Annotated in this window: 15 protein-coding genes; 2 read left to right on the top strand and 13 right to left on the bottom strand. The window is 58.5% G+C overall.

All coding sequences use genetic code 11. From position 1 onward, the window contains the following. The first annotated feature begins 25 nt into the window (after positions 1 to 25). Both ACR0D7_RS09615 and ACR0D7_RS09610 read left to right on the top strand, forming a co-directional pair. Positions 26 to 1,558, top strand: coding sequence for an ATP-dependent DNA helicase (locus ACR0D7_RS09615; RefSeq protein ID WP_480678823.1), 1,533 nt, complete (start codon positions 26 to 28; stop codon positions 1,556 to 1,558). Further along, entirely contained in the window at positions 1,555 to 2,283 is a 729-nt protein-coding gene (locus ACR0D7_RS09610; RefSeq protein WP_480678822.1) for an SDR family oxidoreductase, read from the top strand. The genes ACR0D7_RS09615 and ACR0D7_RS09610 overlap by 4 nt, the downstream gene beginning before the upstream one ends. A 3-nt stretch (positions 2,284 to 2,286) precedes the next feature. Here ACR0D7_RS09610 and ACR0D7_RS09605 read toward each other — a convergent pair whose 3' ends face one another. The 13 genes from ACR0D7_RS09605 to trpS form a co-directional block, all read right to left on the bottom strand. Further along, positions 2,287 to 3,054, bottom strand: coding sequence for a TIGR02186 family protein (locus ACR0D7_RS09605; protein WP_480678821.1), 768 nt, complete (start codon positions 3,052 to 3,054; stop codon positions 2,287 to 2,289). Positions 3,055 to 3,056: 2 nt separating this feature from the next. Further along, a complete protein-coding gene (locus tag ACR0D7_RS09600) occupies positions 3,057 to 3,977 on the bottom strand; it encodes a sulfite exporter TauE/SafE family protein (protein WP_480678820.1) in 921 nt (306 codons plus the stop codon). A gap of 335 nt (positions 3,978 to 4,312) precedes the next feature. After that, on the bottom strand, positions 4,313 to 5,281 hold the full coding sequence (locus tag ACR0D7_RS09595) for an ABC transporter permease (RefSeq protein WP_170385876.1): 969 nt from the start codon (positions 5,279 to 5,281) through the stop codon (positions 4,313 to 4,315). Continuing rightward, the gene (locus ACR0D7_RS09590) at positions 5,281 to 6,375 is read right to left on the bottom strand and encodes an ABC transporter permease (RefSeq protein ID WP_480678819.1); all 1,095 of its coding nucleotides are present in this window, start codon (positions 6,373 to 6,375) and stop codon (positions 5,281 to 5,283) included. The genes ACR0D7_RS09595 and ACR0D7_RS09590 overlap by 1 nt, the downstream gene beginning before the upstream one ends. Before the next feature lies 1 nt (position 6,376). After that, the gene (locus tag ACR0D7_RS09585) at positions 6,377 to 7,906 is read right to left on the bottom strand and encodes an ABC transporter ATP-binding protein (protein ID WP_480678818.1); all 1,530 of its coding nucleotides are present in this window, start codon (positions 7,904 to 7,906) and stop codon (positions 6,377 to 6,379) included. Between the two features lie 87 nt (positions 7,907 to 7,993). After that, complete coding sequence (locus tag ACR0D7_RS09580; protein WP_480678817.1) at positions 7,994 to 8,992, bottom strand: BMP family lipoprotein; 999 nt, start codon at positions 8,990 to 8,992, stop codon at positions 7,994 to 7,996. Between the two features lie 159 nt (positions 8,993 to 9,151). Then, a complete protein-coding gene (locus tag ACR0D7_RS09575; protein ID WP_480678816.1) occupies positions 9,152 to 9,565 on the bottom strand; it encodes a GNAT family N-acetyltransferase in 414 nt (137 codons plus the stop codon). Continuing rightward, positions 9,562 to 10,146 carry a tRNA (adenosine(37)-N6)-threonylcarbamoyltransferase complex dimerization subunit type 1 TsaB gene (gene tsaB, locus ACR0D7_RS09570; protein WP_480678815.1) on the bottom strand — a complete coding sequence of 195 codons (585 nt, stop codon included), beginning with the start codon at positions 10,144 to 10,146 and terminating at the stop codon, positions 9,562 to 9,564. Before tsaB ends, ACR0D7_RS09575 begins: the two co-directional genes overlap by 4 nt. After that, on the bottom strand, positions 10,136 to 10,699 hold the full coding sequence (locus ACR0D7_RS09565; protein WP_480678814.1) for a NifU family protein: 564 nt from the start codon (positions 10,697 to 10,699) through the stop codon (positions 10,136 to 10,138). Before ACR0D7_RS09565 ends, tsaB begins: the two co-directional genes overlap by 11 nt. A 69-nt stretch (positions 10,700 to 10,768) precedes the next feature. Then, a complete protein-coding gene (locus ACR0D7_RS09560; RefSeq protein ID WP_480678813.1) occupies positions 10,769 to 11,362 on the bottom strand; it encodes a DsbA family protein in 594 nt (197 codons plus the stop codon). Between the two features lie 9 nt (positions 11,363 to 11,371). Next, positions 11,372 to 11,827 carry a universal stress protein gene (locus tag ACR0D7_RS09555; RefSeq protein WP_170385901.1) on the bottom strand — a complete coding sequence of 152 codons (456 nt, stop codon included), beginning with the start codon at positions 11,825 to 11,827 and terminating at the stop codon, positions 11,372 to 11,374. 61 nt (positions 11,828 to 11,888) lie between these two features. Continuing rightward, entirely contained in the window at positions 11,889 to 12,752 is an 864-nt protein-coding gene (locus tag ACR0D7_RS09550; protein WP_480678812.1) for a branched-chain amino acid aminotransferase, read from the bottom strand. A gap of 59 nt (positions 12,753 to 12,811) precedes the next feature. Next, positions 12,812 to 13,840 carry a tryptophan--tRNA ligase gene (gene trpS, locus ACR0D7_RS09545; RefSeq protein WP_480678811.1) on the bottom strand — a complete coding sequence of 343 codons (1,029 nt, stop codon included), beginning with the start codon at positions 13,838 to 13,840 and terminating at the stop codon, positions 12,812 to 12,814. Positions 13,841 to 13,897 lie beyond the last annotated feature (57 nt).

Here is a 13,897-nt window from a genome sequence, read left to right as displayed (position 1 = left end):
TGGCGCGGCCCTGTAGGGTCGCGCCATGTCTATGCCCCCCGTGACCTTATCCGACGACCAAGCAACCGCCTACGACAGCATCGCCGAGATGCTGCGATCGGCCGGTGTTGACCTGGATGACGATGCCCTGCTGAAATTGCCGGGGGCAGGAAAGTCCGGGGTGATGGCGGTGATCGGCAAGGCGGGCTCGGGTAAAACCTTGCTGCTGGCCGAGCTGTATAAGGCGTTGGCCGAAACAGGCGTGCAGATTGTCTCGGGCGATTTCGAAAGCCGCAAGGCGAAGGAAAAGCGCAGCCTCGCCATCCTTGCGCCTACCAACAAAGCGGCCAGCGTTTTGCGCCTGCGTGGTGTACCTGCGACGACCATTCATCGCATCCTCTACACCCCGGTCTATGACCCGGAATACGAGCGGATCGCGGAATGGCTGGCAGGCAATGACGAACGCCCTGAGATTGAGGGCCTGACCGATGAGGCACTGGATCGCGCAGCGGCGTTTTATCAGAACAACAAATCAATTCCCGGCGCGCTGGCCGCGGCTGGCCTGCGCGGGTCGGATTTTATCACAGGTTGGAAACGCCGGGATGAACCTCTGGACATCGGGTTCGTGGACGAAGCCTCAATGCTGGATGACCGGCAGTTCGAAGACTTGCAGGAGATCTTTCCGACCCTTCTGTTGTTCGGTGATCCGGCGCAGCTTGCACCGGTTAACCAATCGGGCAGTATGGTGTTTGACGCTTTGCCCGAGCCGCGCAAACAGGTCCTTCATCGTGTCCACCGGCAGGATTCTGATAACCCAATTCTCGATCTGGCCCACGCGTTGGCGGACCCTCAGATGGGGTTCGAGGATTTCGAAAGACTGGTCGAGCAAACTGCACGAACGGATGATCGGGTAATATGGGGGCAGCGGGTCGAAGTTGATCTGATGGCCCGAAGCCCGGTTTTGGTTTGGCGCAACGCCACCCGTATTCGGTTGATACAGGCGTTCCGAAATGTGCACGGCGCGCCGGATACCGAATTGCTGGAAGGTGAGCCGTTGATCTGCGATGGGATCGAGCTGCCCCTGAAGCACCGCAAAAAACGTCTGGACCTTGAGGCGCGCGGGCTGATCAAGGGGGCTCAGGTTATTTATCTGGGACCGGGGCGTAAGCCGGGGTTCTCACGCCTGCATGTGATGGGGGCTGAAGATCCGCAGGTCAGCGCAGCCTCTATTGTGAAAATCGAAAAGCCGGATGAGGAAGAGCCCTTTATTCCCTATGCCGCCCGCATGGGCGCGACCTTTCTGCACGGCGCGGCAGTGACGATTCACAAAGCACAGGGATCGCAATGGAATACGGTTCAGGTCTTTGCTCCGGATATTTATGCTGCTGCCCGAATGGGGCGGACTGAGGCTGGGCAACCACTGTGGAAACGGCTGGCCTATGTCGCCATAACACGCGCGCAGGAAAGGTTGATCTGGGTGGTGCGCAACCGGTTGGCCAAACCCACCTATCCGCTGCGCGTGGATGACCTGCGCGCCGTCCCGGCGGCATCGCTGACTTTGGAGGCCGAAGAAACATGAGAACTATCATCGTGACCGGCGCAAGCTCGGGCATTGGGCGTGCAACAGCCGAATTGTTTATGGCTGAGGGCTGGACCGTAGGGCTGCTGGCCCGTAGCGCGGATGTGTTACACGAGATAGCTTCGGACGCCGAGACTGCTATCCCTCTGGTTGCCGATGTGACGGACGCCGAGGCCGTCAGAACGGTGTTTAACAACTTTCATGGCAAGGTCGGACGCCTGGATGTGTTGTTCAACAATGCCGGGATTTTCGCGCCGGGCGGGACGATTGACGAGATTGCGCTGGAAGACTGGTACCAAAGCGTCAACGTGAACCTGAACGGCATGTTCCATTGCGCCCGAGAGGCCTTTCGGATCATGCGCCACCAGTCTCCGCAAGGTGGGCGTATCATCAACAACGGCTCAATTGCCGCCCATGTTCCTCGCCCGAATTCAGTACATTACTCGGCAACGAAGCATGCCATCACTGGCCTGACTCGAAGCCTGTCTCTGGACGGGCGGGATTTTGGCATTGCCTGCGGTCAGATCGACATTGGCAATGCACGAACGCAAATGGTGCAGGGGCTGGTGGACAGCGCTATTGCCGCCGGACAAATACCTGATCCGACCATGGCTGTCGAAGATGCAGCCCGTTCGGTTCTGCACATGGCGAAATTGCCGCCCGAAGCGAATGTGCAATTCATGACTGTGATGGCGACAACTATGCCCTATATCGGGCGCGGATAAGCGTCAGGTTTCGCGCAGCAACCGGAACGCTGTCGAGGCCCCCCATCCCGCCGCAATCGCAATGACCAGCGACATCAATCCGTACCAGACTGGCTGCTGGCGGGACATGTTATAAAGGAACCGCTCCAGCCCGACTTTGCGAACATCAATGATCGTTTCGTATTGCGAGATGACCTCACCGTCGCGCGTCAGGAAGATGCGTGCAGCGTAGTCACCTTCGGTAAGGTCGGCGGGCATCGCGATCGAAGTGCGGAAAAGTGTTTGTTCGTCTACGGCAACGGTATTTTCGCGGATAGAGTACAGATTTTCATCCTCGCGAATGCGTACCACCGCATCTGCGAAATCCTGCGCCCCCCTTATGTGCATCGCCGCCCCGACTGATCGGATGGCCCGTTCAATGGAAATCCGGTATCTCAGGTCTTCGGTGTCAGTCAGAATGTCATCCAGCGGTCCACTCGTGGCAACGGCGTAAAAGCTCGGCGCTGAATCGACCAGAACGCTGTCAGTATTGACCCAAATCCCAACCTTCCGTTCCTTGCGTCGCACTATCACTGGGCTGGAAGGTCCGGCCACGGCCACGATCACCTCAAGTGGCGGGCCGGATGGAATTGGTGTTTCCCGCTTGACGGCTCCAAAGATCAGGATTTCCGAGCCGTCGAACGTAGCAGTGATGGCCACGCGATCCTGGCTGAGGCCCAGAACAACCTGCTCATCCTCTGCAAGGGCTGGTGTGCAACACAAAACCAATAGGGCAATCAGGCGTTTCAGCATGATCAGTGGCCCCCTTCGGTGCCGAGGGAGAAAAGCTCGGACGGTTCAATCAGCAAATCGAGCGCCAGTTTTCCACAGACAACCAGAACCAAGGCCGCCAACAGAACGCGCAATTGCTCGGCTGGCATCCGCGAGCCGATGACCGTGCCAATCTGCGCCCCTATAACACCGCCGACCAGCAACAGAACGGCCAGAACGATATCAACCGTATAGTTTGTGGTTGCGTGCAGCATGGTCGTGAAGGCGGTGACAAAAATGATCTGGAACAGAGACGTGCCAACCACGACCTTGGTAGGCATTCCCAGCAGGTAGATCATCGCAGGCACCATGATGAACCCGCCACCGACGCCCATAATGGCCGACAGGACCCCGACGCACAGCCCGACCAGAACCGGCGGAATGACTGAGATATACAGCCCTGAGGTGCGGAAACGCATCTTGAACGGCATGGCGTGAACCCAGCCACGCTGACGTCGCTTGGCCGGTGCGCCGCCGCCCTTTTTCGCTTTGCGCAGCGCCCGTAGGCTTTCGACAAACATCAGGCTGCCGACGACGCCAAGAAAGACGACGTAGCACAGCGTAACCAGCAGATCGACCTGACCCAAACTTTTGAGATAGTTAAAGACCACCACCCCAAGTGCGGCGCCCATCAACCCCCCAACCAACAAGACCGTGCCCATTCGGAAGTCGACAGTCTTTCGTCGGAAGTGCGCCAGAACTCCGGAAAAGGACGAAGCAACGATTTGGTTGGCTTCGGTTGCAACGGCGACTGCCGGAGGGATGCCGATGAAAAACAGCAGCGGCGTCATAAGAAACCCGCCGCCGACGCCGAACATGCCTGACAGGATACCGACCATCCCGCCCAGCCCCAGCAGCAAAAAGGCGTTGACGGAGACTTCGGCGATAGGAAGGTAAATCTGCATGTTGAATTACCGGATGAGGTCAGGCGTATCACCCATGGCGATCCGGCCTGTCTCATGAAGTTGGGGTGAGACTGGAATGCTGCACGCGCGGTGCGGCTGTACTGCGAATAACAGCCCGTCTGGGGCCTGTCCAGTAAGCCGATTTGGTGGAACAGAAAATAGAGCGGCAGAGGTAACGCTTTTCTGTGTTTCCTGTGCCCGGCTTGGGCTCGACCCGATCTGGGTTATCGTGGGAAACACTTGCATACCTCTTTAGAGCGGGTGCGGCATGCAAAATCAACTCTGCATGCCGCCCTTCTGCGAGTGGTACTGCATTAAGCCCCAAACTGGACTTATCAGCGCTCTTTCACATAAGGCTCGCCACCGGCGCGTGGTGGGATGGCTTTGCCAACGAACCCGGCCAGAATGACCACGGTCAGGATATAGGGCAGGGCGTCCATGACCTGCACCGGGATGACGACGCCACCCAGATCGATGTTCTGGAACCGCAACGCGATAGCTTGCAGCAGGCCGAACAACAGACAAGCCCACATTGCATGCCAGGGCCGCCATTTCGCAAAGATCAGCGCGGCCAACGCGATGAACCCGCGACCGGCGGTCATTTCCTTGACGAACCCGGCCTGTAAAGCGGTAGCTAGATAAGCCCCTGCGATGCCGCACAGCACGCCGCAGATGGCAACGGCGGCAAAGCGCAGGCCAACGACGGACACGCCAGCGGTATCCACGGCTGCCGGGTTTTCACCAACGGCACGCAGGCGCAGGCCGAACCGGGTGCGGAATAGAACCCACCATGTCAGCGGGACCATAAGGAAGGCCACGTAGACCAATATGGAATGACCGGACAGAAGTTCGGAATAGATCGGCCCGATGATTGGGACTCCGCTCAGCGCCTCGGCGAAGGGGAACTCGATGGGCTCAAAGCGACCTCCACCAAACAGCGACGGAGTACGCCCACCTTGCTTGAACCAGCTTTGCGCGATCAGCACGGTCAGGCCCGAGGCCAGAAAGTTGATGGCAACGCCTGAGATCAGCTGATTTCCCCGGAAGGTAATCGAAGCCACGCCGTGCAACGCCGACAAGATCAGCGAGGATCCGATCCCCGCCAACAGGCCCAGCCAAACAGATCCTGTCACTGCCGCAACCGCTGCCGAGAAAAAGGCCGCCATCAGCATCTTGCCTTCCAGTCCGATATCGAAAATGCCGGCGCGTTCGGAATACAGCCCGGCCAGGCAGGCCAGCAGCAGCGGCGTGGCCAGGCGGATCGTCGAATCGAGAACCTGAATGAGTGTTACGAAAAACTCCATCACTCGGCCCCCTTCCGCAGACCTAGAAACAGCTTCTCAAGCGGCATGCGCACCATATTGTCCAGTGCTCCGGTGAACAGGATCACCAGTGCCTGAATAACCACGATCAGTTCGCGCGGGATCGAGGTCCACAGCGCCAATTCGGCGCCGCCTTGGTACAGAAACCCGAAAAGGATAGCTGCGAGGAATACGCCGAACGGGTGTGATCGGCCCATCAGTGCGACGGCGATACCGATGAAACCCGCGCCCTCGGTCGAATTAAGGACCAGCCGTTCTGCTTCACCCATGACATTGTTGGTGGCCATCAGACCAGCCAGCGCGCCCGAGATCAGCATGGCAACGATGGTAATGCGCACGGGCGATATACCGGCATAAACCGCACCTGTCTCGGAATGGCCGTATGCGCGAATTTCATAGCCCAGCCGCGTCCGCCAGATTAGTGCCCAGACAACGACACAGGCCAGAACCGCTACGAAGAACGAGATATTCGCAGGCGCGCCGCGAAACACCACGTTTTCAGCGGTCGAGAACATTGACTGGAACGTTGGCAGATGCACCGCTTCGGGGAAGCGCGCGGTTGCCGGGTCCTGGGAGCCTTGCGGGCGCATCACGTTGACCAGCATATAGTTCAGAAAGGCGGCTGCGATGAAGTTGAACATGATCGTGGTGATCACGATATGGCTGCCGCGTTTGGCTTGCAGATAGGCCGGGATTGCGGCCCATGCGGCACCAAACAGTGCCGCTGCAAGACCGGCGCCCAGCAAGGCGATGCTCCAATGCGGCCACGGGATGTACAAGCAGGCCATGGCAACACCAAGTCCGCCCAGCATCGCCTGACCTTCACCGCCGATGTTGAACAGCCGCGCGTGGAAGGCCACGGCCACCGCCAGCCCGGTAAACATGAAGTTGGTCGCGTAATAAAGCGTATAGCCCCAGCCATAGGTTGACCCCAGCGCGCCGGTGACCATCAGGTTCACCGCCTCAACCGGGTTTTCACCAATGGCGAGGATAACCAGCGCTGAAAGTACTGTGGCCAGTATCAGGCTGATCAGAGGGATCAGGACGACATCGGCCCATTTGGGCATTTTATCCATGTTACGCCGCCTCTCCCGCAACACCGGCCATCAACAGGCCCAGTTCTTTTTCATCCGTCTCATGGGGCAGACGCTCGCCCATGATATGTCCGTCAAACATCACCGCGATCCGGTCGGACAGCGAGAAGATCTCCTCAAGCTCGACCGAGACCAGCAGGATCGCCTTGCCCTGATCGCGCAGGGCGACAATCTGTTTGTGAATGAACTCGATCGCGCCGATGTCCACACCGCGGGTCGGCTGGCCGACCAGCAACAGGTCCGGGTTGCGTTCAATCTCGCGGGCGACGACGATCTTTTGCTGGTTTCCGCCCGAGAAGCTTTTGGCGGTCAGCCAGCCATTGGGCGGGCGCACGTCGAATTTTTCGATCTTGGCTTCGGTATCGGCGCGCAGCGCGGCGTTGTCCATAAAGATGCCGCGTTTATAGGCCGGGTCGCGGTGATAGCCGAAAGCCACATTCTCCCACGCGTGGAAGTCCATGATCAGACCTTCGCGCTGGCGGTCCTCGGGCACGTGGGCGATGTGTTGCGCGCGCCGGGCCTGTCCATCAGACCCATGGCCACTGAGCGCTAGCGGTGCGCCGTTCAGCTTGATCGAGCCCTGACCGGGGCGCATCCCGCCCAGCACCTCAAGCAACTCCGACTGGCCATTGCCCGCAACGCCCGCGATGCCGACGATTTCGCCCGCGCGGACGGTCAGGTCGATGCCCTTGACCCGCTCAACACCGGCCGAGTCGAACACCCGCAGGTTTTCGACCTCAAGAATAGGCTTGCCGGGTTTCGCAGGCACCTTGTCGACTTGTAACAACACCTTACGGCCAACCATCAGTTCGGCCAGTTCTTCGGGGCTGGATTCAGCGGTTTTGACGGTCGCCGTCATCTGTCCGCGACGCATGACCGAGACGGTGTCGGTGTTCTCCATGATTTCACGCAGCTTGTGGGTGATCACGATGATCGTCTTCCCTTCGGCCCGCAGCCGGTCGAGGATGCGGAACAGCTGATCCGCCTCGGCCGGTGTCAGAACGCCGGTGGGTTCGTCGAGGATCAGGATCTCGGCCTTGCGGTACAGTGCCTTCAGAATCTCGACGCGCTGCTGCATACCCACACCGATTTCGTCGATGCGTTTGTCGGGATCAACAAACAGCTCGTATTCTTCTTCCAGCTCTTTCAGCTCTTTCCGGGCCTTGGCCAGAGACGGTGCCAGCAGCCCGCCATCCTCGGCGCCCAAAACGATGTTTTCCAGAACGGTGAAATTCTCGACCAGTTTGAAATGCTGGAAGACCATCCCGATACCCGCTGCAATGGCCGCTTGACTGTCGGGGATGTCGGTCTTCGTGCCGTTGATCCAGATCTCGCCTTTGTCGGCTTTGTAAAAGCCGTAGAGAATGCTCATCAGCGTAGATTTGCCCGCACCGTTTTCACCGATGATCCCGTGGATCGTACCGGGGGCGACGCTGATGGAAATGTCCTTGTTGGCCTGGACCGGCCCAAAGGCTTTGGAAATCCCTTTGAGCTCAATGGCGGGGACTGTCATGTCTTGTCCTCAGATTGCCGAAGGGCCGCGCGGGCCGCGCAGCAAAGTGGATGCGAGGCGGAGGGCAAACCCCCGCCCCGCCTGATATCAGAACTGCAGTGCCGGGCAGCTATCGTTCTCGTAATAGCTGACAACGCTCACGTTACCGTCGATGATGTCCTGACGGGCTTTTTCAACGGCTGCTTTCATCTCATCCGAAACCAGCGCTTCGTTGTTTTCGTCCATCGCAACGCCAACACCTTCTTCGGCCAGACCCATGGCAAACACGCCGGTTTCGAGGTCGTCCCCTGCGTTCATCGCGTCATAGACGGCGACGTCAACGCGTTTCAGCATCGAGGTCAGAACCTTGCCCGGGTGCAGGTGGTTCTGGTTGCTGTCCACGCCGATCGACAGGATACCTTCGTCGGCTGCGGTTTGCAGAACGCCAACGCCGGTACCGCCAGCCGCGGCATAGACCACGTCAGCGCCTTGGCTGATCTGCGCTTTGGTCAGCTCGGACCCTTTCACCGGGTCATTCCATGCGGCCGGAGTGGTGCCCGTCATGTTTGCAACCACGTTGATATCGGGGTTCACGGCTTTGGCGCCTTGCGCGTAACCGCAGCCGAAATGACGGATCAGCGGAACATCCATACCGCCGATGAAGCCGATGGTGCCCGATTCCGACGCCATGGCTGCCATCATGCCAACCAGATACGAGCCTTCATGCTCGGCAAAGCCAACTTGACGCAGGTTCGGTGCGTCTAGCCAGTTCACGTCGACCACAACAAATTTCGTGTCGGGGTAGTCACCAACAACCGTGCTGAGCGGATCGGCCATTGCAAAACCCATGGTGATGATCGGGCTCAGGCCAGCTTCGGCAAAGCGGCGCAGGGCCTGTTCGCGCTGGGCTTCGGATTGCAGTTCGATCTCGCGATAAGTGCCGCCGGTTTCCTCGGCCCAACGCGATGCCCCGTTATGCGCGGCTTCGTTGAACGACTTGTCGAACTTTCCGCCCAGGTCGAAGATCAGGGCCGGTTCTGCCAAGGCCGCACCTGCGGTCAGAGCGACGGCAGCGGCAGCGCCCATCAAGGATTTCATCAGGGTCATTTCATACTCCCGTTTGTTATTGTTGGTCGGGGACAGGATAGTCCCGATTACCCACTGTTAGCGAGCATAACTGTTGTGATGGCGGGTATTAAGGCCGTTTGCAACAGGTGTGGTCAACTGATTTTTGACCAAGCGGTCGAATAAATGCAAGGCAGTCGCTCAGGCCAAGTCTCGAGCCATGACAATTGCGTCAATTTTCTTAGTGTTTCCACGCTGATAGTAGCCCTTTCGCCGGGCACAGGGCGCGTATCCGCAGCGTTCGTACAACGCGATAGCCGGGAGGTTGTCTGCCGCAACGTCCAGAATAGCGCGGGTGGCGCCCAGTCGTTTGGCTTTGGCCTGCCAATCCTGCATGCAAATCCGCGCCAGCCCCTGCCGCTGGTGGTCAGGGTGGGTGGCGATGGTTAGCAGTTCAGCTTCGTCTGCGATCACCTGAAACAAGGCAAATGCTTCAGCGGTTCCAACAACATGCGTGAAGCGGTTGGCCAGCAGGTCGGCGAACTCCTGGGCTGTCCAAGGGCGGGACTGGGTAAAGGCTGCCGCGTGGGTTTGGGCAAGGTCCTGCGGTGTCATTCTTCCAGCAAAACAGGCGGCGCGTCTTTGGACGGAGCCGCATCTGCTGGGCGCACATAGAGCGGTGCCGGAGGCGTGGTCGTGCTCTGCCAGTTTTTTGCCGCCAGTCGGGCGATGGCTTGCACCTGTGCCTTGGCATCGTCGTTCAGGATCAAGGGGCCAAGTGATTCTGCCTGATCCTGCGCCATCAGCGCCGGTTCCTGGCCGGGCAATGCGACATAGACCTGTTCGCGTGGCGCGCGAATGGCGGGCAATCCATCTCCGATTTCAGCCAGCGCGTCAAAGCCCGATACGCCCACGGCGGGAATTCCCAGCCCCAGTGCCAGCCCTCGTGCAGCAGAAACCGAGATACGGATGCCAGTGAAATTCCCCGGTCCAATTCCGACGCCAATGGCTGTGAGATCGCGCCATGTGCAATCGGCCTCGGCCAGAACCTCTTCCAGCAAGGGCATTAACCGCTCGGCCTGACCACGTGACATGGGTTCCGCGCGCGACAGGAGGATAGTATCCCCCTGCAACAAAGCGGCCGCGCAATGCGCGGCCGATGTGTCAAAAGCCAGAATGATAGGGTCAGACGGCAACGGGGCGAACCTCGGTTACTTCGGGGATGTAGTGACGCAGCAGGTTCTCGATGCCCATTTTTAATGTCAGGGTCGAAGAGGGGCAGCCTGCGCAAGCCCCCTGCATGTGCAGGTACACAACACCACGGTCGAAGCCGTGAAACGTGATGTCGCCGCCATCCTGAGCCACCGCCGGACGAACACGTGTGTCCAGCAGGTCCTTGATCTGATTGACGACTTCGGCGTCTTCACCAGTATGCTCGGCGTGACCGGACGCCGCTGGAGCATCGTCACCCAATACAGGCTGACCGGACTGATAATGTTCCATAACGGCGCCCAGAACAGCAGGTTTGATGTGGTCCCACTGAACGTCGTCTGACTTGGTCACGGTGACAAAGTCATTGCCAAGGAAAACGCCGGTAACGCCGCTTACTCCGAAAATCCGTTTGGCCAGAGGCGATTTCTCACCAGCTTCCGCTGTTGGGAAGTCCGCAGTGCCTGCTTCCAGCACGGTTTGACCGGGCAGGAATTTCAGCGTTGCGGGGTTCGGCGTGGATTCAGTTTGAATGAACATGGCGCGGCTCCGTATCAGTTGTTCCTGATATGCGGGTGCGGGCTGAGGAAGTCAAGATTTGGAACGATTCTAAATTTCAGCCGCCAGTTGCATTGCATCATCCAGTCGGTCGTCACCCCAGAACAGTTCATCCCCGACCACAAAGCTGGGCGCGCCGAATATCCCTTTGGCCTCGGCGACCTTTGTTTGTTCCATCAACGCGGTCTTGACCCGTGGGTTGTCACACCGGTCAAGTGTTTGGGCGGGCAAGCTGGCTTGTGACAGGCAATCGACCAGAACGGCGTCATCCGAAATGTTCAGTCCATCGACAAATTCGGCAGCATAGACGGCGCGAACAAATGCGGCCCTTTGGGGATGGGAATCCATTGTCAGCACAAGCCGTGCAGCTTTCAGGCCATTCTGAGGGAATGGCTCAGGCCGTGCAAATTGAAGACCGCGCTGGGCAGACAACCTCTCCATATCTCGCCACATATAGCGTCCTTTGGCAGGGTAGATATTGAACGGAGAATTATCCCAGCCTTGTGCCGCAAAAATGGGGCCCAGCAAAAATGGATGCCATTCAACAGCGACGCCATGCTGCGTCGCGAGATCCTCGATTCGCATCGCGCTGAGATACGAGTATGTCGACGCGAATTCGAACCAGAACTGGATGTTTCGCGTCATAAGGCCCCCTCAGGTGATCTCTTCCAGCTTTTCCTTGCTCAGATCACCGGGAACGATGGTGATTGGGATCGGCAGGTTGCCAGAGTTTTTGGTCAGCTGCGTCACCAGCGGCCCGGGGCCCTTCTTTTCAACCCCCGCGCCCAATACAAGCACCCCAATTTCAGGGTCTGATTGAACATGTTCGATGATTTGTGGAACCGGGTCGCCTTCACGGATCGCCAGTTCCGGATCAATGCCCTGTTTGTCGCGCATCCATTTGGCGAAAACCTCGTAATGGGCATGAATCCGTTCACGGGCCTCTTCGCGCATCACTTCGGCCACGCCGATCCAGTGATTGAATTCATCCGGCGGGATAACCGACAGAATCGTTACGCCGCCACCAGTATTGGCTGCCCGCATGGCGGCAAAGCGCATCGCGTTCAGGCATTCGCGACTGTCATCCAGAATGACCAGAAATTTGCGCATGAAGTGTCCTCATTCATTTCGGGCGATCATGCCCCACCAAATGCGTGCTGGCAACCAAAGCCTAGCGTGTGCTCAGAGCCCAGTCCCAGTAAAGTTCGCGCGCGCGGCGGGCAACGGGGCCGACTTGGTATCGTGTGTCTTCCAGTGCCGTGACCGGTGTGATCTTGTTCATGTTGCCAGTCATGAAGACTTCGTCTGCTTTGTGGAAATCGTCAAAGCTGAGGATGGCTTCGTTTACAGTCACGCTGTCTGCGCGCAGGTTTTTGATGTGGCGCGCGCGCGTGATACCGGCTAGGAATGTTCCGTTGGGGGTCGGGGTAAAGACCTCTCCGTCGCGAACCATGAAAATATTGGCCGTTGCGGTCTCGGCCACATGACCAAGCGCATCGGCGACAAGCGCGTTTGAAAAGCCGTTCGATCGTACCTCCTGCAGCATTCGCGCATTGTTGGGATAGAGGCACCCGGCCTTTGCATTTACTACTGACGATTCCAGGACCGGACGGCGGAAGCGTGTATATCCCAGCGTCACCGAGGCAGTTTCGGGCGCCATCGGGATCTCTTCCAGACAAATCGCAAAGCCGGTGCTGTTCTCTTGCGGAATGATAGCTGTCGCATCGCCATCGATGCCCCAATACATCGGACGGATATAGACCGCTGAATCCGTGCCGTAGGCGGTTAGTCCTTCGCGGACGATCTCGACCATCTGTTCGGCTGTGACGAATGGCGTCAGCATCAACGCCTCGGCAGATCGGTTCACGCGGGCGCAATGCGCCTCCAAATCTGGGGCCATGCCGTCGAAATACCGGGCACCGTCAAAGACCGAAGAACCCAACCAAGACCCGTGGTCGGCCGCGCGCATGATAGGCGCGTCTCCGTCATGCCACTGTCCCTCAAAGTATGTGCGGATATTCTTGCCGACTGCCATGACGCCCTCCCAAGCTTTTGCGCAAACCTAGGAAGACGTCAGGGTAAGGTCCAGAGCAATCAGCCTTGTTTTGCTCCAACCATGCCGACGATTTCGTAGGTCTGCTGCAGGATCGGGGCCGCGATGGCGCGGGCCTTTTCCGCACCCTTGGCCAGAATCTGGTCAATCTCGGCCTCTTCGCCCATCAGGCGGGCCATCTCGGACGAAATAGGCGCCAGTTTCGAGACCGCAAGTTCCGCCAGAATCGGCTTAAACTCACCGAATTGCTTGCCGCCGACTTCAGCCAAAACTTGTTCAGCGGTCTGGTCGCTGAGCGCGGCATAGATGTTCACAAGATTGCGTGCTTCGGGGCGTTCGTCCAGACCATCCAGTTCCGAGGGCAGCGCCTCGGGATCGGTCTTGGCCTTGCGAATCTTCTTGGCGATTGTGTCGGCGTCATCGGTCATGTTGATGCGGCTCATGTCCGAGGGGTCGGACTTGGACATCTTTTTTGACCCGTCACGCAGGCTCATGACGCGGGTCGCGGCGCCTTCGATCACCGGTTCGGTGATCGGGAAGAAATCGACGCCGTAGTCATGATTGAACTTGATCGCGATGTCGCGGGTCAGCTCAAGGTGCTGTTTCTGGTCGTCGCCCACCGGTACGTGAGTCGCGTGATAGGTAAGAATGTCAGCGGCCATCAGCGAAGGGTACGCGAACAGGCCCAGCGAGGCATTCTGCTGGTTCTTACCCGCCTTGTCCTTCCACTGGGTCATCCGTTGCATCCAACCCATGCGGGCGACGCAGTTGAATATCCACGCCAGTTGCGCATGCTCGGGTACCTGACTTTGGTTGAACAAGATCGACTTTTCCGGATCGAGACCTGCCGCAATAAAGCCCGCGCACAGTTCACGTGTCGAATGAGCCAGTTCCTTGGGGTCTTGCCAGACGGTGATCGCGTGCAGATCAACCATGCAATAGATGGTCTCCATATCCGGTTGCTGCATATCCACGAACCGCTTGAGCGCACCCAGATAGTTGCCAAGGTGCAGGTTTCCCGACGGCTGGATGCCGGAAAACACACGCGGCGTGAACTGAGTTTCGGTCATCGAAGGGAACTCCCGTCTGGAAAAATAAGCCCCCGTCGCTTACCCATGAGGCCAAGG

Source organism: Ruegeria sp. BB7, assembly GCF_056539365.1.
This window is presented reverse-complemented; position numbering and strand designations above follow the sequence as displayed.